Annotated in this window: 26 protein-coding genes; 16 read left to right on the top strand and 10 right to left on the bottom strand. The window is 51.1% G+C overall.

All coding sequences use genetic code 11. The features are described 5' to 3' along the window. The first annotated feature begins 27 nt into the window (after nt 1-27). From SPI6313_RS09705 to SPI6313_RS09720, 4 genes are all read left to right on the top strand, one after another. A complete protein-coding gene (locus tag SPI6313_RS09705) occupies nt 28-927 on the top strand; it encodes a low-complexity tail membrane protein (protein ID WP_072620814.1) in 900 nt (299 codons plus the stop codon). Nucleotides 928-1,043: 116 nt separating this feature from the next. Further along, nucleotides 1,044-1,244, top strand: coding sequence for a hypothetical protein (locus tag SPI6313_RS09710; protein WP_072620815.1), 201 nt, complete (start codon nt 1,044-1,046; stop codon nt 1,242-1,244). Nucleotides 1,245-1,343: 99 nt separating this feature from the next. Continuing rightward, nucleotides 1,344-2,699: a helix-hairpin-helix domain-containing protein gene (locus SPI6313_RS09715; RefSeq protein WP_072620816.1), complete on the top strand. Its 1,356-nt coding sequence runs from the start codon at nt 1,344-1,346 to the stop codon at nt 2,697-2,699. Between the two features lie 13 nt (nt 2,700-2,712). After that, on the top strand, nt 2,713-3,897 hold the full coding sequence (locus SPI6313_RS09720; protein ID WP_072620817.1) for a M20 family metallopeptidase: 1,185 nt from the start codon (nt 2,713-2,715) through the stop codon (nt 3,895-3,897). Nucleotides 3,898-4,078: 181 nt separating this feature from the next. Here SPI6313_RS09720 and SPI6313_RS09725 read toward each other — a convergent pair whose 3' ends face one another. The 8 genes from SPI6313_RS09725 to SPI6313_RS09755 all read right to left on the bottom strand — a co-directional run bounded on the left by SPI6313_RS09725 (nt 4,079) and on the right by SPI6313_RS09755 (nt 7,118). Continuing rightward, nucleotides 4,079-4,231: a chlorophyll A-B binding protein gene (locus SPI6313_RS09725; RefSeq protein WP_072620818.1), complete on the bottom strand. Its 153-nt coding sequence runs from the start codon at nt 4,229-4,231 to the stop codon at nt 4,079-4,081. 210 nt (nt 4,232-4,441) lie between these two features. Beyond that, nucleotides 4,442-5,512, bottom strand: a complete 1,071-nt coding sequence (mnmH, locus tag SPI6313_RS09730) for a tRNA 2-selenouridine(34) synthase MnmH (RefSeq protein WP_072620819.1) — start codon at nt 5,510-5,512, stop codon at nt 4,442-4,444. Between the two features lie 65 nt (nt 5,513-5,577). Then, a complete protein-coding gene (locus tag SPI6313_RS25370) occupies nt 5,578-5,766 on the bottom strand; it encodes a HepT-like ribonuclease domain-containing protein (protein ID WP_425443124.1) in 189 nt (62 codons plus the stop codon). 65 nt (nt 5,767-5,831) lie between these two features. Further along, nucleotides 5,832-6,098, bottom strand: coding sequence for a nucleotidyltransferase family protein (locus SPI6313_RS09740; RefSeq protein ID WP_072620821.1), 267 nt, complete (start codon nt 6,096-6,098; stop codon nt 5,832-5,834). Between the two features lie 116 nt (nt 6,099-6,214). Next, nucleotides 6,215-6,442 carry a type II toxin-antitoxin system HicA family toxin gene (locus tag SPI6313_RS09745; RefSeq protein WP_072620822.1) on the bottom strand — a complete coding sequence of 76 codons (228 nt, stop codon included), beginning with the start codon at nt 6,440-6,442 and terminating at the stop codon, nt 6,215-6,217. Continuing rightward, on the bottom strand, nt 6,442-6,654 hold the full coding sequence (locus SPI6313_RS09750; protein ID WP_072620823.1) for a type II toxin-antitoxin system HicB family antitoxin: 213 nt from the start codon (nt 6,652-6,654) through the stop codon (nt 6,442-6,444). Before SPI6313_RS09750 ends, SPI6313_RS09745 begins: the two co-directional genes overlap by 1 nt. A 5-nt stretch (nt 6,655-6,659) precedes the next feature. Continuing rightward, the gene (locus SPI6313_RS23490) at nt 6,660-6,833 is read right to left on the bottom strand and encodes a hypothetical protein (protein WP_175551112.1); all 174 of its coding nucleotides are present in this window, start codon (nt 6,831-6,833) and stop codon (nt 6,660-6,662) included. A gap of 48 nt (nt 6,834-6,881) precedes the next feature. Continuing rightward, the gene (locus SPI6313_RS09755) at nt 6,882-7,118 is read right to left on the bottom strand and encodes a helix-turn-helix domain-containing protein (protein ID WP_072620824.1); all 237 of its coding nucleotides are present in this window, start codon (nt 7,116-7,118) and stop codon (nt 6,882-6,884) included. A gap of 61 nt (nt 7,119-7,179) precedes the next feature. Between SPI6313_RS09755 and SPI6313_RS09760 the strand changes: the two genes are divergently transcribed. The 8 genes from SPI6313_RS09760 (at nt 7,180) to dndE (ending at nt 14,943) form a co-directional block, all read left to right on the top strand. Beyond that, entirely contained in the window at nt 7,180-8,157 is a 978-nt protein-coding gene (locus SPI6313_RS09760) for an HNH endonuclease (protein WP_072620825.1), read from the top strand. A gap of 241 nt (nt 8,158-8,398) precedes the next feature. Then, complete coding sequence (locus tag SPI6313_RS09765; RefSeq protein WP_072620826.1) at nt 8,399-10,051, top strand: AAA family ATPase; 1,653 nt, start codon at nt 8,399-8,401, stop codon at nt 10,049-10,051. Between the two features lie 160 nt (nt 10,052-10,211). Beyond that, complete coding sequence (locus SPI6313_RS22885) at nt 10,212-11,252, top strand: hypothetical protein (RefSeq protein WP_139276602.1); 1,041 nt, start codon at nt 10,212-10,214, stop codon at nt 11,250-11,252. Nucleotides 11,253-11,423: 171 nt separating this feature from the next. Next, nucleotides 11,424-11,699: a hypothetical protein gene (locus SPI6313_RS09775; protein WP_072620828.1), complete on the top strand. Its 276-nt coding sequence runs from the start codon at nt 11,424-11,426 to the stop codon at nt 11,697-11,699. Further along, the gene (dndD, locus tag SPI6313_RS09780) at nt 11,696-13,711 is read left to right on the top strand and encodes a DNA sulfur modification protein DndD (RefSeq protein WP_072620829.1); all 2,016 of its coding nucleotides are present in this window, start codon (nt 11,696-11,698) and stop codon (nt 13,709-13,711) included. The genes SPI6313_RS09775 and dndD overlap by 4 nt, the downstream gene beginning before the upstream one ends. Before the next feature lie 118 nt (nt 13,712-13,829). Next, on the top strand, nt 13,830-14,162 hold the full coding sequence (locus SPI6313_RS09785; RefSeq protein WP_072620830.1) for a DUF433 domain-containing protein: 333 nt from the start codon (nt 13,830-13,832) through the stop codon (nt 14,160-14,162). Further along, on the top strand, nt 14,140-14,541 hold the full coding sequence (locus tag SPI6313_RS09790) for a DUF5615 family PIN-like protein (RefSeq protein WP_245788682.1): 402 nt from the start codon (nt 14,140-14,142) through the stop codon (nt 14,539-14,541). Before SPI6313_RS09785 ends, SPI6313_RS09790 begins: the two co-directional genes overlap by 23 nt. Nucleotides 14,542-14,568: 27 nt before the next feature. Next, complete coding sequence (dndE, locus tag SPI6313_RS09795; RefSeq protein WP_072620831.1) at nt 14,569-14,943, top strand: DNA sulfur modification protein DndE; 375 nt, start codon at nt 14,569-14,571, stop codon at nt 14,941-14,943. On the opposite strand, the gene SPI6313_RS09800 is transcribed toward dndE, so the two are convergent. Both SPI6313_RS09800 and SPI6313_RS09805 read right to left on the bottom strand, forming a co-directional pair. Beyond that, on the bottom strand, nt 14,940-15,239 hold the full coding sequence (locus SPI6313_RS09800) for a hypothetical protein (protein ID WP_072620832.1): 300 nt from the start codon (nt 15,237-15,239) through the stop codon (nt 14,940-14,942). The two genes, dndE and SPI6313_RS09800, sit on opposite strands and share 4 nt — an antisense overlap. Before the next feature lie 157 nt (nt 15,240-15,396). After that, complete coding sequence (locus SPI6313_RS09805) at nt 15,397-17,475, bottom strand: IMS domain-containing protein (RefSeq protein WP_072620833.1); 2,079 nt, start codon at nt 17,473-17,475, stop codon at nt 15,397-15,399. A gap of 433 nt (nt 17,476-17,908) precedes the next feature. On the opposite strand from SPI6313_RS09805, the gene SPI6313_RS09810 reads away from it, so the two are divergent. The 4 genes from SPI6313_RS09810 (at nt 17,909) to SPI6313_RS09825 (ending at nt 20,618) form a co-directional block, all read left to right on the top strand. Next, nucleotides 17,909-18,181: a hypothetical protein gene (locus SPI6313_RS09810; protein ID WP_072620834.1), complete on the top strand. Its 273-nt coding sequence runs from the start codon at nt 17,909-17,911 to the stop codon at nt 18,179-18,181. 53 nt (nt 18,182-18,234) lie between these two features. Next, on the top strand, nt 18,235-19,188 hold the full coding sequence (gene gshB / locus SPI6313_RS09815; RefSeq protein WP_072620835.1) for a glutathione synthase: 954 nt from the start codon (nt 18,235-18,237) through the stop codon (nt 19,186-19,188). Between the two features lie 16 nt (nt 19,189-19,204). Next, a complete protein-coding gene (locus SPI6313_RS09820) occupies nt 19,205-19,675 on the top strand; it encodes a DUF4870 domain-containing protein (protein WP_072620836.1) in 471 nt (156 codons plus the stop codon). Nucleotides 19,676-19,766: 91 nt separating this feature from the next. Further along, nucleotides 19,767-20,618 carry a class I SAM-dependent methyltransferase gene (locus tag SPI6313_RS09825; protein WP_072620837.1) on the top strand — a complete coding sequence of 284 codons (852 nt, stop codon included), beginning with the start codon at nt 19,767-19,769 and terminating at the stop codon, nt 20,616-20,618. Nucleotides 20,619-20,622 lie beyond the last annotated feature (4 nt).

The raw sequence follows: 20,622 nt of genomic DNA on the forward strand, positions 1-20,622 counted from the left end.
GCGATCGCTCATTTTTTAGATTGCACCATGACTTCTTTTCGTTCCGACCCGTACCTGTGGCTCCACCTCTCGGGCCTTGCGGCTGTGCCCCTCTGGCTCTTCGTCGCTTGGTTAGGCATTGCCGCCGGCTACCCCATTGCCCCGACGCTGCTCGAAATGATTCTGCTCGTCAGTGTGGGCATCGTGCCGATTCTCGTGATGCAATGGAAACGCCCCTTTTCCCCCTTTGGCCTGTTGTTGTTGTCCCTGCAACCGAGTCAACTCAGCCTGGAGCAGCGCAAAATGTTGCAGCGCCTCCAGAGCAATCGCACCCACATTTTGACCGGCTTGGGCGTGATTCCGATGATTTGGGTGATCGGTCAACTCTATGCCCTCGCTCCCTTGGCCCAAAGTGCGACCCCGATTCCCAACCATGTTTTAGGGCTGGGCGTTGCAGCGATCGCCCTCCTCGCCGCTAATCTGTTCTGGCAAGTACCCCTCAGTGTGGTGGGGGTCCTACTCACTCGCCCGTCCCAATTTGACGCGACCGAACCCTATCCCGTCGCCGCAATTTCTGCCGCCTTCACCAGCCCAGGTTTTCCCGTCCAAAAGATCTTACCGGTCGTCTCGTCGGCCAGTCCTGCCGTTGCTCCCCCTCCTGCCCCCGTCTCGACAGCACCAGAGCCTGAGGAATCAGAGACTGATGCGATCGCTATCCCAACCCCTGACGATTCACCAGACCCGTCAGAACCACCCTTAGCATCCGTCAAGACCGCCGTTGAAGCCTCGGCATCTGTTGAACCAGCCGCTGCCGTTGCGGAAACAGCAGAGCTTCCCGCCGAAGCAGAACCCACCACCGCAGAGGAAGCATCGGTAACAGACGCAGAGTCAGCAACTGCCGCAACCACCCCCACCGCAGACGAATCCGCAACGGATGAGATGACATGACGGGATCACCCGATTGTGATCATGATCCGTTTTGTGTTCCTTGCATCATAATGAAGCTCTAGACTACAGTATGGTTGATGAGAAAGTGTAAACCTTTGTAACCTTCGGAGGTGCAAATGTCGAGTTCTACGGTTCCATCTGCCGCCTGGGCTAGTGACCAAGATGTCTGGCCTAGCCTCAAACAAGCGATCGCCAACAGTTCAGGTTTTGGCCGGTGGCAAAGCTTAAAACAAGCCAGCGATACCCCCCTCTCGGATAATTTGGACGAGCAAGTCCGTCGCTATTTGCGGGAAACCTTAGCGACCTTAGCCTACTAGTTGATTCATCCTCCTTGATCGGGATCGGGTTCGGGATTTGGTGTGAGGATCGACCCCGATATAGCAACAACCCAGCATCCTGATTGAGTCCTACACATCATGGTAAAAATCATTCACCGTCGCGCCCTACCCCCTCAGTCGGTTTACGACATTGGTGTAGAGCGCGACCATAATTTTCTACTGCCATCGGGGTGGGTCGCGTCCAACTGCTTCAATAAATCCCACTCCACCGCCTACGCCTACGTCACCTATCAAACGGCGTACCTGAAAGCTAACTACCCGATCGAGTACATGGCAGCGTTGTTGACGAGCAACAGCGGCAATAAAGATAAGGTGGAAAGCTACATCAACACCTGTAAGCGGATGGGAATTAACGTCGAGCCGCCGGATATTAACCGCTCCGATGTGGACTTTACCCCTTGTGAAGCGTCGATTCTGTTTGGATTCTCCGCTGTGCCGAGCTTGGGGGATGGCGCGATCGAAAATATTCTCAATGCCCGGTCGGCCGCGGGGGGCGCGTTCCAATCCTTCGCGGACTTTTGTAGTCGGATTGACTCGCGCACCGTGAACCGTCGCACCATTGAAACCCTGATTAAATGTGGCGCATTCCAAGGGTTGAATGACAATCGCAATCAGTTGATCGAAGCGATCGATACGATGCTGGCCTGGGCGCAACAGCAGGCCAAGGATCGCGATAGTGGTCAGATGAGTCTGTTTGGCAGTTTAGACGCGACGACGGCGGCCAGTAATGGCTTTAATGCCGCGCCGACGCTGCCCAATGTGCCCGATTTCCCGTCGGCGGAAAAACTGAAGCTCGAAAAAGAATTACTGGGGTTCTACGTGTCTGAACATCCTCTCGATGCCCTGCGTCCGGCGTTAACGGTGATGGCTCCGATTAACCTGGTGGATTTGGGGAATTATGGCAAACGTCACCGCCTCAGCACGATCGCAGTGGTGAATACAATCCGGGTGATCAACACGAAAAAGGGCGATCGCATGGCCTTCCTTGGCCTTGAAGATCAATCCGGGGAAGCCGAAGGGGTAATTTTCCCCCGTACCTTTGAAACCCTAGAACCGTTGCTCCAAGAGGATGTCCCCTTTATCCTGTGGGGCAAGGCGGATCGGCGCGATGATAAAGTGGCGCAACTGTTGATCGACGATGCCGAACCCGTCGAAGTGGCCCAAATGATCCTCGTGGAATTGACCCCCCAACAAGCCACCGATCCCAAAGCCCAAACCACCCTCCGCAGTATTCTCAATTCCCATAGCGGCGAACAGCAAAAACAACACGCCAAAGTCCCCGTGATTGCGGCGATTGGCGATGGGAGCGATCGCAAATTTGTCCGCCTCCCGCAACAACTTTGGTCCCAAAACTATAACAGCGTCGTCGCCGACCTCCAAAAGAACCACTACAGCGCCCAAGCTCAACCCCTAATGCCGCACCGCTCACCCTAACTGGCTGAAATCTATGACGTTACATCAGATTAAAGACCTTGCCCAAACCCTGGCCCCGCGTCTGATTGAAATCCGCCGCCACCTCCACGCCCATCCGGAACTCAGCGGCCAAGAATATCAAACTGCGGCCTATGTGGCGGGGGTGTTGTCCTCGTCGGGCTTGCAAGTGGAAGAAGCTGTGGGCAAAACCGGCGTGGTGGGTCACTTAACCGGCCAGAATAGCGACTCGCGGGTGTTGGCGATTCGGACGGATATGGATGCCCTGCCGATCGCCGAGCGGACAAATCTTGAGTTTGCCTCGCGCCATCCAGGGGTGATGCACGCCTGTGGCCATGATGTGCATACGACGGTGGGCCTAGGGGCTGCGATGGTGTTGGCCCAACTCCAGGACAAGCTACCGGGGACGGTGCGGTTTTTGTTTCAACCAGCGGAGGAAATCGCCCAAGGTGCAGGCTGGATGGTGCGGGATGGGGCGATGCGGGATGTGACCCATATTCTGGGGATGCATGTGTTTCCGTCGATTCCGGCGCGATCGCTCGGTGTCCGTTACGGGGCATTAACTGCTGCCGCCGATGATCTGGAAATTTTTATCCAAGGGGAATCGGGCCATGGTGCGCGTCCCCACGAAGCCAAGGATGCGATCTGGATTGCCGCTCAGGTGATCACCACCCTCCAGCAGGCGATTAGTCGCACCCAAAACCCGCTGCGTCCGATTGTGCTCACCATCGGCCAAATTAGCGGCGGTCGCGCCCCCAATGTGATCGCCGATCAGGTGCGGATGGCGGGAACGGTGCGATCGCTCCACCCCGAAACCCATGCCGACCTGCCCCAATGGATCGAGCATCTCGTCACGAGCATCTGTACCCAATACGGGGCTACGGGCGAGGTCAACTATCGGCGCGGTGTCCCCTCGGTGCAAAATGATCCCGCCATGACCCAATTGCTGGAACAGACCGCCGTGGATCTGTGGGGGCGCGATCGCGTTCAACTCTTGCCTGACCCCTCCCTCGGTGCGGAAGATTTTGCCCTCTACCTCGAACACGCCCCCGGCAGTATGTTTCGCCTCGGAGTCGGTCGCCCTGATCAATCTAATCCGCCCCTGCACCATCCAGAATTTTGTGTGGATGAAGATGCGATCGTCACGGGGGTAGTCACCTTCGCCGCCGCTGCTTGGAACTATTGGCAGTTCCACGGTTAGCCCACCTCTATACAACGTATGGAAGTATCCATGCTTATGGTTTAATGAAAAAATCCCAACGCGGGAGTTGGGATTTTGTTCGGTAATGAGATGAGCAGAGCACTGGTTCAGATTGCACGCCGATCCAGTGCTCTCTCTTCATTCATGAAAAAATCGAGTAGATTGCTCGCTAGGGGAGAACCTACATTAAGCCCCAGAAGTGCAGCAATCCTTTACCGCTGGCGAGTTCAATGATCAGAGCAGTGGCGAAACCAATCATGGCAAGGCGGCCATTCCAGTTTTCTGCACCTTCGGTAAATCCGAACTTGAAGTTGTTGCGATCTTGGCTTTCCATAGTATGACCTCTTTGGATAAGAACTTGAGTGCTTTATTTGTAAAGCATCTGTAATTAAATTTAACGAAAATCCCTAAAACCTGCAACAATGCTTCACCTTTAGGTTATGAATTGATGATGTATCGCGATCGCCACAGCGGTTCAGGCATTCGCAGCCTTAGCAAACAAGGGGCTGAAGCCGCTTTGTCTGTTTTGATGCATGGCTGGCGGCTAGACCTCTGATCGGGGGAATGTGCGATCGCACAACTGCCGCGCTGCTTCTTGCAATGCCCCCGTGGATAAATCCGTGAGGGTGATCCGGTGGGCCTGGGGGGGGAAATGTCGCGCCATCGAGGTTGCATAGGATGGGTCGTAATGGGTGATGAGGAGATCGGCAATCAGGGCGGGCCATTGAGCCGCATCAATCCACTGATTCCACTGGGTAATTTTGTCGCGTCCGTAGCGGCGTTGGAGGCGAGCGAGTTGGGTTTTGAGGAAGTCTGGCTGTTGGGTGAGGTGGGGATAGGTGGCGAGGAGAAAGTCTACCCTGGCGGTGAGGGGGGCATAGAGTTCGATGCAAGTGCCCTGCTGCATCTGATGCCAGAGGGCGGGCGGGAGGTAGACCGTGCCGATCTTGTGGCTTTCGGCTTCCACCCAAACCGGTTGAGCGGGGTCGAAGTGGCTGAGGGTGTGATGGAGAATGCTGTCAAAACGTTTTTGGCTGGGCTGGGGCTGGTGGGGTTCGCGGCCTAGGAGAGAGCCGTGATGGTGGGCGATCGCTTCTAAATCCAGCACTTGCGCTTGGGGATTACTCTGGGCAAGGTGGTGCAGTAGTTTCGTTTTGCCGCTGCCGGTGAGGCCACAGAGAATGCGGAACTGGAACCGGGTCGGCAAGGTGGTTAACTGGTCTCGCACATGGGCGCGATAGGTTTTATATCCGCCCTCAATTAGGGTGACTGACCAGCCGATTTGCTGCAACACGAGGGCGAAACTGTGCGATCGCATTCCCCCCCGCCAACAGTAGATCAAGGGGTGATAGTCCGCCGGTTTCGTCGCGAAATGATGGTGAAGATGGGTCGCAATATTCGCCGCCACATAGGCCGCCCCCCGTTTCCGCGCTTCAAACCCCGACACCTGTTGATGCAGCGTCCCCACTTCTGCCCGCTGTGCATCGGTCAAGACGGGTAAATTAATCGCTCCCGGTAGATGGTCGTCGGCATATTCAGAGGGCGATCGCCCATCGACCACCTCACTATAGGATTCACACCACGGCATCGCCGTCCAACGGAGCGGAGCAGGCATTACTAATATTGACCCATAAACGCTATTTCCATGACGGGCTTATTACCACTAAGTTGTCCAGTCTTCTACCTTAAGAGTATCAACACGATTGAACTCGCGAGTGTTGTTAGTAAAACGAGATCTAACCTGAGCGCATGAGCTGCGATCCGCGTTGAGTATTGTTTGACGGCTTCACCGATAATTTCTAGCAGTTTGACGATCGCGAGCAATTTCTCGCGGTTCTGCTGAAATTCCACGAACGATACGCCTTGCATGAACTGTTCAATCTCAGTGATCGCCCTGGCAATATCCTCCACAAATGCACCGACAGAACGCGGATTTATAGGGGGATGGCCTCGGCTAGGATGCGATCGCGCCACTGGGGTTTTAAGCTGGGTTGCGTCACCACATCAACGGCCAACCCCCACAGATGGCTAAGGTAGTCGCGCAGTTCAGACAGCATCCACAGGGTCGGCGCATTGCTGGTTTCGGTTTGTTCGCCCCGTGCATAGGAGCCAAACACGGCAATCTGAGTAATCCGAAAATGCTCTCGTAAATAGTCGCGGTGGGCTTGTATCTGGTCGCGCACCTCTTGCAGGGTTTTCATCGGTCTCGCGGTGGGTTTCTCGCCATTCTAACCAAGGGGGGCGGGGTTATTCTTCCTCTACGCGATCGCCGAGGTAGAGTTTAACGAAAGGTTTGGCGGTGGCGGGGTTGAGGGGTTCAGGACAGCAATTTGATCAAGTCGTCTTTACTGAGGGCTGCATCGCGCAGGATTTTCAGGAGGAGTCCTTTACCGAGAGTTTTACCGGCATGAGTCGGAACGGTGACAACACGCCCATCGGGGTGTTTGAGGCGAACATGACTCCCTTTTTGGCGAATGAGGTCAAACCCAATTTTTTGGAGGGCTGCCATCAATTCTGTTCCAGTAATCGGGGGAAGTTTTGGCATCACACGACGACGGTTTGCACGCCAATGAACTCGTTCACTGAATCATCGTCCATTTCTTCTAGACAGAGTTCAATCACTTCGCGGATGTTGACCATCAGTTCTTCGATGGTTTCGCCTTGGCTGTAGCAAGCTTTGAGTTGGGGGACTTCGCCTACATACAGTCCATCTTCATCGCGTTCGATGATCACGTAAAATTCTCGATTGGCTGGCATGAGGATCACGGTTTGGGGGGTGAGAATTTTTGTCGCATCTTTTGGGCTTGGGCGAGGATGCGATCGGTTTTTTGCAATATGGTTTTGCGGCGTTGTTGAAATTCGGCTAATTTTTGCTGACAGTGCTGTATCTCTTGCTCTGGGCTGAGGGTCTGTTCTGTGGCTTGCTCGTGATTCATCGGTGGGCTGCTTTGGTGTTTTCGCTATTTTAACCAAGGGGGGCGGGGTTATTCTTCCTCTACGAGGTCGCCGAGGTAGAGTTTCACGAAGGTTTTGGCGGCGGCGGGGTTGAGGGTTTTGAGGGCTTCGACGATCTGCACGACGGTTTCGGAGTTGGGGTCGCGGCTATCGTTAAACCACCGATAAACGTTCGCACGTTCAATACCCAGTGTCTTAGCGAGACGATACTGGGTGATTTCGTATTGTTCGAGAGTTTGTTTTAGTGCTTGGTTGGCTCTGCCCATAGCCGTTAATGGTGTCAGATTTTAGGATAGAGTGAGCAAATAACAGGGGCAATGTCCAGCCATGCCGATCCAGGATTTAGCATTCTACTGTAAAAAATTCGCAAAGCTGCGCGTAGACCGAGCGCGAGGCATTGCCCCCCATAAGCCCATCCTGTTACTCGCAGTTATGGAACTGATCGAGCGGGGAGAAATCACCCAAAACCGCATCTATCCAAGCCCCGGATTGATTGCCGCATTTTTAAAATACTGGAGTTATTTAGGCTCCGAGAATCATCATTCTCAGATGTATTTACCCTTTTATCATCTCAAGGGTGATAAGTTTTGGCATCTTTGCACTAAACCCGGTTTAGAAGACATTCTCTCTAGTTTTAAGCCGAAAAGTTTAGAGACCCTTAAAAAGGTGGTGGTCTATGCGTATATGGATGATGAATTATTTTTATTAATGTGCGATCAAAATTCTCGTCACACCTTGATAAACACACTCATTGATGCTTGGTTTTCAGATAAGTCTGATCAGTTGCCAAAACTGTTTAAAGTGGATGCGTTTCAAACCTGGCAAAACCGATTAAAGGAAAGCGGTGGCACAATCTACCGTGTTGAAGACCTCGAAGATGAGCAGCAAAATATTGTCAGAGATGCGGCATTTCGGCGGGTCGTGGTATCCATTTACGAGCAACGCTGTGCATTGTGTCGGCTCCAAGTCATCGCGCCCAACGGTCAAGGCATCGTAGACGGCGCACACATCCGCCCCTTCTCAGAGTTTCACGACGATCGCATTGTTAACGGTCTCTCACTCTGCAAAAACCATCACTGGGCCTTTGATCGTGGTTGGTTCAGTATCGATCCAGATGGTTATCGTGTGGTGGTTGCATCCGGTCTTCAGGAGGATTCACCGAACGGAGCCGGGTTGAAGTCATTCCACGGGGGCGCGATCGTACTTCCCAACCGACGCGATTATTACCCCGATCCGGTTGCGTTAGCGTGGCATAGACAGATAAGATCTAAAGTAACCAAAAATTTTAGTAACGCTAACTTCTAAGTTCAAACATAATAGAATATGAAACCTTCTATCTATGACAGTACAGCAATAAGTAGACCAGGCTTGAAATAGTCAACTATAATTCTGTTGGCAAATCAAGCTCAAGCCCTTGCCAGATAAGGAATACAGTCAAATTCACATTTTACAGTCTGCATGGGCTTTTCTACCCCGACCTACTTAGCATCTTTTTAAAGAACTAAGAAAATCATACAGATACAACGTTACCAACAAAAAAATACACATGGAATTCATTAGAGTTGAAAATCTAAGATGCTTGTCCGACACAGGTAAAATAAGAATAAAACCACTCACTATATTGTTAGGGCAAAATAGTTCGGGAAAAAGTACATTTCTTAGAGCGTTTCCTTTATTCAGACAAAGCATTGAGGTAAGAACAAAAGGCCCTATTCTTTGGACAGGAGACTTTGTCGATTTTGGTGAATATAGTGATGTAAAACAATTTCAGAATGACCAAGGAAATATCGCGTTTTCGCTTGGATTTTTACTGGAAAACACAGCAATAAATGTCAATTTAATGGAAGATGAAGAAAGATTCTTTTTTTACGCATCCAGAATGTTGAATATTATTCAGTCTGGAGGCTTACTTCTTGAAGCAAGGATTAGCTTGATTGAAGATCATAACAAGGAATCAACAAAGATTCATGCACTACAAGTACATATTGGAGATAACTCAATTCAAATAGAAACCGATAAAAGTGGTGCAGTGCGTAAATTTTTAGTAAATTCCACAGATATGTTAAGCTCTGATATACACTATGTTTTAACTGATAGAGATACTTGGTCTATATTACCTCAAATTGAAGAAAAATCTTTAGACAAGAAAGAAAAATCAGAAATCTCTGATTCAGCAGATTCACTAAATTTATTATATATTTCCAGAATAGTATCTCGTGGATTAACAAAGACAACAGAAAAGCTTATTGAAAAGGCAAAAAGTTTGGATAATTCTCGAACTGGATTAGAGAAAATAATAGAAATGGTTGTTTCTTTTGGAATTGGTGATTCTCAAAGTATGTTAGAAGATATCAAGAAAATAAAAAATTGCACTAAGACATGGACAAAAAACACAAGCTCTTGGAGTCTTGAAAGCCAAGATTTTCGGACATTGAGAGACTTGATTATTGCCATGAGAGTTCCACTCATTCTAGAAACATTAGACCATAAAATCAAAGACTACTTTACCCATGTTATATATATCGGGCCTGTTCGAGCAACAGCTTTAAGGTTTTATAGGACTCAAGCTTTTGCGGTTGAAGAAATTGATCCGCAGGGACAAAATCTTGCAATGTTTCTTCGTAATTTAAAAAAAGAAGAAATGAAAAGATTCAATAAATGGACTGAAACAAATCTTGGTTTTTCAGTACATATAAATAATAGCAAAGGATTAGTTTCAGTTGAAATAAAAAATTCAGATGGCAATCAATTTAATATTGCGGATACTGGATTTGGATTTTCTCAGCTACTGCCAATTGTCACACAGTTGTGGTATCTTATCGATCAACCTAAAAGAAACACTCGGCGTAGGCACACTTTTCTTTCAAGAGATAAAATTATAACTCTTGCAATTGAACAACCAGAACTACATCTTCACCCTCGTCTTCATAAATTACTTGCTGACGTTTTTGCTCTTGCTGTCAAAGAATCGAGAAAACAAAATAGAAGCTTAAAAATATTAATAGAAACTCATAGTGAGGTACTAATTAACCGTTTAGGGATGTTAATAGAGAAAGATCCTGAGCTATCTAAGGAAGTTAATATAGTTTTATTTGAACCTAGTGATGATCCAATGAAAACTTCTGTTAGGACTACAGGTTTTACACGAGATGGGTTTCTGGAGAGCAGTTGGCCACTCGGTTTCTTTGATATGGAGTAAAAGCATGTAAAGAATCATAGTTAAGATATCGAATTTTATATAGTCACTAAAACCGATGTTGATCAACATACACAAATCTATATTGAATAATGTCTGTAGTTCTACCGTAAATTCACTTGAACTTTTAGCATGTGCTCATCGTGAAGGTAAACATGTAATCATGGCTTCAAATCGAGAGACATTATCTTCTATCACTCAAATTCAAGAACTATCTTCTACAGCAATTGCCACTTACAAGAGAATTCTCTATGAGCTGACTACTATAATGGTCTACTTTTCTATAGTTAAACGATATATTGAAGTAGTTTATCCTTGTTATTCAAGTTCGGTAAAAGAAGATTCTGGTAAAACCATAATTCAAGTTTCTCCCAGCTTTTTTAGCGATTCTAGTCAAATACAAAAGACTATATTTCTTTGTGAAAATTTAGATGATTCAAGATTCTATAAGTTCATTGTAAAATGTTTTCTGATCCATAAAAATCAATCACGTGTAAAAATTACATTCAATGAAAGGGGAGGAGGAGGACATACAATTAGTCAAGAATTCAAAAAAATACGAGACTCTAATCCTAAACAGTTAGGCATTTGTATCGTAGATAGTGATAAATTTTTCCCAAAAAGTAAGCTAGGAAATACAGCATGTACAATCAAAAAAGAGTGGAGACCTGAACATGATTTGCATGTATATTTATGTGTTTTGAAGTCTAGAGAAATAGAAAATCTAATCCCTTGTCAAATTTTCTTTGACTATATTTCAAAGCAACAAGGAGACAAAGATAGAGAGTCTTTTTTGAAATTTCTGAAATTCGTCAAAGATCAAAATATATCTGATATCAAAATGTTTATTGATATAAAATGTGGAACTAAATTATTTGATATTTTTGAATCTAAAGAAAAGCAATGGATATCCAAGATATTAAAGCTTCAGGGTGCTTCTTTCACCGCTCTTGACGAAAATTGTTTAAGTGCTTCAAGATGTCTGAAAAATCAATCTAAAGCATGTTCTTGCCTTATATGTCCACGCTTTGGCGAGCATACTATGGCCAACATAATTAACTATATTGACAATGAAAGTAATCACAAGATATATCAGTCATGCAAAGCAGAATTAGTCCAAGATGGTGTAATAAATGAAGAATGGGAAGATATTGGACAATTAATCTTAGACTGGTGTATAGCAACAGAAGGAAAAATCACTTGATGTTGTGAATAAATAGAATCGAAAGTCGAAGAAAAACACGAATTTGAAGACAGCTTGCCCCGGATTTATGCCGAAAGCACCGGCGAACCCTTCCCCTTTCCCGAAGGCGAAACAGCGCGGCTCTTGGGAACCGAAGAATGGTAAGTCCTCGAAGAAATTTGCACCGATGCCATGCACCTAGAACTGATGGCCAAACTCCTCGACACCGAGCGGAAATATCGCACCAAAGGCAAGCGAATCGGGATTTTCGATGACCTAGAGAAATGTTTTCACACCAGTTCCCGCACCGAAGCCGAAGCCATCCAACAGGCCCAAGATCGCTATGCCCTCAAAGGTGCGATCGCTTCCGGAGACCTCCACACCGTCCGCCAGCTTACCCTCAACCACGCCCCATCTAACAACAAACCCACCACCTGGGGCGACGCAAAATTCGGTAAAAAATCGTGATTTTCCAACGCCTAACCCTGCAAAACTTTGGCCCCTATGCCGGTTGCCAAACCCTCAACCTCGCCACCGATGCCACCCAGCCGATTATCTTGATCGGCGGCATGAATGGCGGCGGCAAAACCACGATCATGGATGCCCTGCGCCTCGTGTTGTACGGTCAACGCGCCCAATGTTCTAACCGGGGCAACCTCGCCTACAGCGACTTTTTAAACCAGTGCATTCATCACCACACCCCACCCCGCGCCGAAGTTGCGATTGAACTGGTGTTTGAACACGCCCTAATCGGTGAGCCGGTGCATTATCGCCTGCGTCGGGCGTGGGAAAACCACGCCACCCCAAAAGAAACCCTCAGCGTTTTTACCACCCATCTGGAGACACAAACCGAAATTCCCGATCAAGCCTTGGCGAAAATTTGGGACGAACGCATTGAAGATTTATTACCCTTGGGAATTTCTAATTTATTCCTCTTTGATGGGGAGCAAATTAAAGAACTGGCCGAACAGGAGACCCCGCCCCCCGATGTGATTAATGCGATTCAATCCTTGCTGGGGTTGGAGTTGCCCGATCGCTTGGGGTTGGATTTGAAAATACTGCGCGATCGCAAACAAAAAGCGATCGCCCAACAGGACGAACAAGACCAACTCCACCGCCTCGAAACCGAAATCGACCAACACCAACAGGCCTATCAAAAAGCCTATCAAGACCTCGGCAACCTCCAAAACCAAATCGACAAAGCCGCCAACGAATTAGAGATCGCCACCCAGATGTTTAACATTCGCGGCGGTGAAATTAGTGCCCAACGCGCCACCCTCGAAAGCCAACTCCAGCAACTCAACCAAGAAGCCCAACACCACCAAGATCACCTCCGCCAATGGGCCGCCCAAGTTCTCCCCTTGGGGCAGATTGCGCCCCTCTTAGAGCGAGCGCGGCAACAGGGTCATGGGGAATTGAACGCTGCCCAAGTTGCGATCGCCCACCAACAGATCAACGACCACGATCGCGCCCTCCTCGACTTCGCCCAAACCCAAAATATTCACCCCGAATCCTTACAACAACTCCGGGACTTTATCACCCAAGAACAGACGAAACGGGAAAGCGCGATCGCCCAGATTCAGCCCTATTTAAACCTCGATGCCCAAACCCTCCAACGCCTCGATTACCTGCTTAAGCACCAGCTCCCCCACGCCCAAGCAGAGGTGAAAACCCTTTGCGATCGCCTCGAAGTCGTCGCCATTGAAATCGACAACACCCAGCGCCAACTGGCCGCCGCTGCCACCCCAGAAGAATACGCCCAACTCGGCGCGACCCTCAGCCAAGCCGCCGCCCATCACGCCACCCTCACCGCCGCCCACCACACCCAAACCCAAACCGTCAAACACCTGCGCGACACCCTCAACACCAGCAAAGCCCAATTGCTCAACTACAGTAATGCGATCGTCTCCCGGCAAAATGATCAGCACATTTTAAAATCTATCGATCGCGTTCAAAACACCCTAATTGAATTTCGCGATCGCCTCAAACTCCGCAAAGTCGATCAGTTAGAATCCGCCGTCACCGAATGTTTTCGCTATCTCCTCCGCAAAACCGACTTCATTAGTCGCGTCACCGTCGATACCGAAAAATTTACCCTCACCCTCTACAACACCACCGGCCAAACTATCCCGAAAAAACGCCTTTCCGCCGGAGAAAAACAAATCCTCGCCACTGCCTTTCTCTGGGGCCTCGCTCGCGTTTCCGGTCGCCATTTACCCGTCGCCATTGATACCCCTTTGGGCCGCCTTGATTCTTCCCATCGCCACAATTTAATTGAGCGTTATTTCCCCGTAGCCAGCCATCAAGTGATCCTCCTGTCCACGGATACGGAAATCGGCGCGATCGAAGTCGAACAACTGCGCCACAACCAAACCATCACGCGAGAATACCGCATTGACTACGATCCGATGGAACGGAAGAGCGCGATCGCGCCGGGGTATTTTCCCAATCTAGATCGCGTCACCACCCCCAAACTCTAGTGCAGCGTCAATTCTAAGAATTAGGAGACTCGTAGGGTGCTGAAGCGCGAAGCGTAACGCACCGTCACGTTGAGCTAGGCTAAAATCAACACAATCAGCGGCGTTCAATGCGTGAGTTATGAATCAAAAACTAGCGGAATCATTAGCGGGGGCAGTGGCATCCTTGTCGCCGGACGACTACAACACCTTTCAAACGTCATTCATTCGGCAAGCTATTCAAAAAACGCCGGGTGTCTGTGGGGGTCATGCCCGGATTCGGAATACACGCATTCCAGTTTGGACAATCATTTCGTTACAAAAACAAGGGGCAGATGCACAGGAAATTCTGACAAACTTTCCCAGCCTAACACCGTTTGATATATTAATCACCCAGTCCTATTACGATCAAAATCAAACAGAAATTGATGATTTACTTGTAGCGTATCATCATGACGATGAATCGGGTATTTGAATTATATGCCAACGAAAATTTGGCTTTCGTGATGGTTGAACAATTACGCCACTTGGGTCATGACGTGCTCACCTCTCTAGATGTAGGCAATGCCAATCGAGCGATCGCAGATGACGATGTTTTAAGGTATGCCACCACGAATCAACGAATTGTTGTGACCTTCAATCGTGATGATTTTATTCAACTCCACAAAAGCGGCATCAGCCATGCCGGTATCATCATTCGTAAAGATGATCGCGCCTATATTGAACAAGCGATCGCTTTGCATGAGTTTCTTTGTCAGCAGCAGAGCATGGAAAACCGTTTAGTCCGTGTTAAACAACGCAATCAACCTAAAACCCGAAACCCAATTTTTACCATTCAAGAATATTCACGCTAATCCTTTTCCATCCTTCATTTTTCCATCATGCAGCCACCGATTCACCGGATTCAACTCAGCCAAACCGCCAAAGATCATCTGATCAAACTGAAGCGGATCACGAAAATTGATCAATGGAATAGTCTCTGTCGCTGGGCCTTCTGTCGCTCCCTGGCCGAACCCCATCCGCCGTCCCCGGTGCCGATTCCCGCCGATAGTAATGTCGAGATGACCTGGGCAACCTTTGGCGGCGAGGATGCTGAGGTGCTGCTGATTGCCCTCAAGCAACGTTGTTTTGAGGATGGCTTTAGCCTTGACCCGGAGACCCTGGCGCAACAGTTTCGCCTCCATCTCCATCGCGGTATTGGCTATCTAGCAGGTGACCCGGATTTGAAAGGGATTCAGGACTGGGTGCAGCGTTAGTCAGTTAGTCGGGGGCGATCGCGCAGTTCGATCAATCCGACGAAGCCGGTGAAAAAGGTATAGAGGGCGGCGGGGATGGGGTGTTGGCCGCGGGAGGGGGAGAGGGCGATCGCGATGCCGCTTTCGACCAGATGAGCCGCGATCGCGAACCGTTCCAGCCAGAAAATGGGCGTTAAACCCGCCGGAACCGCCATGCCCACGACTGCCGCGTAAAGATGCCACGCCTCCAAACCAAGGGCACTGAGGATCAAGAGGGTGGATAGGATTTTAATCAACCGCAAGATTAGGAGACGCATGGGCCAGGTTCGCTCAACTAGAAACCAAAAAATCTGATTATGACGCTTGAATCATCCGGATCGGCACGGGTCAAACCAGAACGAAGTAATGGTAGATGCACCCTGATTTTTCACCCCCTCCTTTGTCTCCCCTGAAGATTAAGGAGGGGTTTTTTTGTTAGGGCAACACGTCCATCGATTGAATCAACCATTGACCGCTTTCACGAGTGACCGTATAGCGCACCCGGAGATTGTCGTCGTAGGAGGCGGCTTCGTTGGGGACACCGTTTTGATATTCCGTCGCCACTTCTCGCACGGCGGCTTCAATCATGGCTCGGTCGGGGTTGGTGTCGTCGGTGTTGACGGTTTCCACATTTACGGTGTGCTCGTATTCCCGATAGACGTTGCGGGCTTCAAAATCTTGGGCGAGGCGTTGCCATTGGGTGAGGATGGGTTCCGCCAAAATGAGGGAAAGTTCAGTGGTGTCGTGGTCGGGACTGAAGGCGATCGCTTTCACATTCAGCCAGGTTTGGACAATGTCTTCTCCGGTGGTGAGGTCGAGGGGGGTTTCAGCGGCGGGAATCGCGGCGGGGGTGGCCTCGGCGGGGGGCGGGGCGACGGGTTCCGGGGGGGGCATGGGAGATGTTTCCGGGGCCGGGGCTTCGATCACTGCCGCCGGACGGTTGAAGATCAGTTGCCACAGTTGATTCACCACGAAGCCGAGAAGCGCGATCGCGAGTACCCCCCCCGCACCCACGGCAATCAGGCGACCCGTGTTGAGATTGCCGCGCCGGGGCGAGCGTTGCGATCGCCGCGCCACCGGCACATCAGCAGCAGACTTCGCCGCCGGGTCACGGGGAGAGGGGGGACGCGGGGGCGGGGGGATCGGGACAGCGGGATTGGTGGCCGCTGCGGTGGCCGTGGCGTAGGCGGCCGCGGCGGAACTGGCAAAATCGGCGGCGGTGGGGGCGGCTTCGGTGGCGGTCAATTGGGCTTCCACCGCAGTCCATTGGTTTTCGGAATCAGCGGGGCTGGGTTCGCTGGGAATCGCTTCGAGATAGGCTTGGACTTGGTCGTTGGCGAAGTAATCCTTCAGGGCGACGGTGCGATCGCTCAAATCCCGAAAATGGGGAAACACTTCCGTTTGTAACCACCGTTCACCATAGAGACATAACCCCGGCAACAAATCCGGCGCAGCTTGGGACTGTTCCCGAATAAACGCCAAGGGTTCATAGTCTTGGCTCAACTCCAACGCCCGATTCGCCGCCTCAGTCTGCCCCAACAGCAGCGCACAAACCGCCTGCTCTAAGTACACATCCTGCCGCCGTCCCAACCGCGCCAGCCAGTCCTGCGCCTGGGTAATATACTGCGGCTCACCGTAGGCAAACCCCCGCGCCAACAGCGCATAGACCGCTAAATACATCGCTACCGCCGACGGGCGACGGGCTTCGGCCTCAAACAAGTCTTGCTGTTCAGCGGTGGTGAGGTAGTTGCGAATCTGCTGAATAAACCGGAGAAAATCATCCAGGCTTAACCCCGATTGATCATCACCGCTGCCGTCAATGCCGCCGCGATCGTCGAGCATTTCACCGAGTACCTTCAGGCCCCGCTGCCGTGCGTCGTGATTCTCCGGGTCTTGGGTGAGGAGTTCGAGGATGCGGTAGGGGCGAAGTTTATAAAGGTCGGCTTGGATTTCGCCGCGAATATTGGGAAAAAGGCCTTCCCGGAGGAGAATGTCTTGGCCGTAGTGGGTGGTTTGGGCGGCTTGGTCGGAGTGACCCTGTTGCCATTGTTCGCGGCCCAGTTCCAGACAGGCGAGGGCAATGGTGAGGACGATATCCGCCCGGCTGAGGCGATTGTTAACGAGTTTGGCTTGGTCGGGGGGCAGTTGGGCGTGGGGGTCAATCAGGGGTTCGGCCAGTTGCAAGACGAGTTCGTACTCGCCGAGTTCGTGGAGGAGGAGCAACGCCCCGATCAGTTGTTCGGCATCGAGGTCGAGGCTGGGGGGGCTGGCGGTTTGGTTGCCTTCGGGATAGGGGGTGTTGAGAAATCGCGCATCGTATTGCGATCGCTCCTCCTCATTGGCGAGCACCGCATAGGCTTCGTCTAAGAGTTGTTTGCGGGTATTAATCGCCAGATCGCTATATTCACGGCGCGGTAACTGTAGGGCGCGATCGTGGTAAGCCTGACTAAGTTGCTGCCCATCGGCTTGGATGGGTATCCCCAAGATTCGGTAATAATCGAGCGGAATTCGCACAGTCAGCTCTCCTTGGGACGAAGTGATGAACGGAATGGCCAAACTCGCTCGCCGCTAACCACACTGGATTAACTCAATTTGGCGTTTCAGACCCTTTCTCCAAACTCTAGGGTAGAAATGGCGATCGCGAGTTTTAACCTAGTCATCTTAACATCCAACTCTGCGTTGCGATGGGCTGAAATCCTTGGGTTTGAGCAATCCTCAAACTTGGCGATTTCGTGAAAAATGTTAACAGTGAACATTTTGACAACGCAACTTGTTATATTGGAATCAGGGGAAATTCATCGACGCACGCTCTCAATTTCCCACCTTGGCAATCCAATCCACCCCAGCGATCGCGCATTAGGTTGCGATCGGGGCTTAACTCTCGATCCTCGACGAGTTAGGCGGTGGCGTTGGGGCCGCTCACAGCAAATCGGAGGTCTCTATTCTCATGAAATACTCAACCGTACACCATTCAGCCCATCACTTCCATCTCGACGATCTACGCCATGAACTGGCCACCTTCGTCAAATCCAGTGCCACCACCCTGGCCAACACCGTCACCACCTTCTTAGTCCAGCCCAGCGAACCCCACATTCAACAGCGGCGATCGCCCCAGGGCCACAACGACTGGCAAGTCTTTGATCCCCGCAGCCATGAAACCTACTATTTCGACAATGAACACGAGGTGCGGGCATGGCTTGAACGCCGTTACAACCATTGATTCGAGTCTGTGGCACAATAACCACAGTCCCTCAATGATTTGGTAGCGTCTGCGTGAATATCGCCTTTATTATTGACCCAATCGCAACACTCGATCCCACCCACGACAGCAGCGTGGCAATGATGGAGGCGGCGCAGCATCGCGGCCACACCGTTTGGATCACCACCATGGGCAGCCTCACGATCAAAACCGGGTCACCCTGGGCCCAACTCACCCCGGTCACCCTTGATCCCGTGCAACTCGTAGCGGGCCATTGGCACGCCCCTGATCCTTGGTATCGCTTGGGTCAAACAGTGTTTCAATCCCTCACCACCATGGATGTGGTGATGATGCGCCAAGATCCGCCCGTCACCATCCCCTATCTTTATGTCACCCAGATCTTAGACCTCCTCGATCCATCCCAAACCCTCGTGATTAACCGGCCTCGCGGCGTTCAGGCAGCCAACGAAAAACTCTACGCCCTGAATTTTCCCGACGCGATCCCCACCACCATTGTCACCGCAAGCAAAGCGGTGATTTTGGACTTTTTAGCCGAGCAGGGATCGGTGGTGTTAAAACCATTGGCAGGGAAAGGGGGCGAGGGGATTCTCTTTTTGCAAGAGGGCGATCGCAACACCAACTCCCTGATCGAAATCAGCACCCAATGGGGCACGATGCCGATCATGCTCCAGCAATATCTCCCCGCCGCCACCGAGGGCGATAAACGGATCATCCTGCTAGACGGAAAAGCGATCGGTGCTGTCAACCGCATCCCCACCGGCAGCGACTTTCGCGGCAACATGGCCGTCGGGGGTCGCGTCGCCACCGTGGACATCACCCCCCGCGAGCAAGACATTTGCGCCATGGTCGCCCCCCGCCTCCAAGCCGACGGCCTCTACTTTGTCGGCCTCGATGTGATCGGTGGCCACCTCACCGAAGTCAACGTCACCAGCCCCACTGGTATCCGAGAAATTGACCGCCTCAACGGGGTGTCCTTAGGGGACCAAGTGATTGCCGGGTTAGAATAAAAACGGAGCTAGACCCATGACCATTTCGCCAGAAAACGAGCGCGGCTGGGCGATGTTTTGCCATCTGTCCTCCTTACTCTGGATTCCCCTCGCCGCGATCGGTCTTCCCATTCCCTTTGCCAGCCTCGTCATCCCCCTGATCGTCTGGTCAGCCCGTCGCCGCGAATCCAACTTCATCGACTACCACGGTCGCGAATCCCTCAACTTCCAAATTTCCATGCTGATCTATGGCTTTATTTTGGTGCTGATCGGCTTAGGAATTGGAGTTTTTGTCATCTTGGTGTTCGGATTTGAACAATTTAATCCCAACGATCCCACCGCCATCGTCGGGGCAATGGCCGGAGCCTTCGCCTACATCGCCTTTTTGATCGTTTGGGCCGCAATTCAAACCATCATCGTGGTGATCATCGGAGTGCAAGCGGTGCAGGGAAAAAAATCGCGCTATCCCCTCACCATTCGATTCATCCCAGCCAGCAAGTCCTTGTAGTTGAGCGTCTAGCCATTCAGGCACGATGTTGACCCTCAGCCCCCGCAACGTTTCCGTTTTCGAGTCGCCTAATCCCTCACCCCTTCCTCCCATGACTTCATCCCCCGTTAACCTCCCCTATTTTGACCGCATCCTCCAACTCCTCGCCGCTGGTGACCCTACCGCAATCACCGCCTTCGGTAAGCACGTCCATTGGGGCTATTGGGAAGACCCCAGCCACGCCCAAAACACCCCCGCAGACTTTCGCCACGCCGCCGAACAACTCACCCACGAAGTCTACAGTGCCGCTTTGGTGGGCGATGGGCAAACAGTTTTTGATATCGGCTGTGGTTTTGGCGGCACGATCGCCAGCCTCAATGAACAATTTACCGGCATGAATCTGACCGGCCTCAACATCGACCCCCGCCAACTTGACCAAGCCCGGCAAAACGTCACCGCCCGCCCCGGTAATCAAATCACCTGGGTGGAAGGGAACGCCTGTGAATTGCCCTTTGCGGATGCATCCTGCGATCGCATCCTCGCCGTGGAATGTATTTTTCACTTTCCCGATCGCCGCCAGTTCTTCCAAGAAGCATGGCGCGTCCTCAAACCCGGCGGCTATCTCGCCCTCTCCGACTTTGTGCCCCAAGCCTGGTTTTTGCCCGTCACCGAACTCAACAGCACCCTCAGCAACGATTCGGGCTTTTATGGTCAATCCAATGTCCAATACAGCATCGAAACCTATCGCCAACTCGCCGCCGATCTTGGCTTTCAGCCCCACATCGAGCGCGACATTACGGAAAACACCCTCCCCACCTACGATTTCCTCATCCAAACCGGAGCTAAAAACGGCATTGATTGGTCACAATGGTCTGCTGCGACCCAAACCCTGCTCATTGCCCTGGTTAGCCGCTTACATCTCGTGAAATATCAAATTCTGTCCTACCAAAAACCGATCGCATAATACA

The organism is Spirulina major PCC 6313 (assembly GCF_001890765.1).
In the GTDB taxonomy this organism is placed as follows: Bacteria; Cyanobacteriota; Cyanobacteriia; order Cyanobacteriales; family Spirulinaceae; genus Spirulina; species Spirulina major.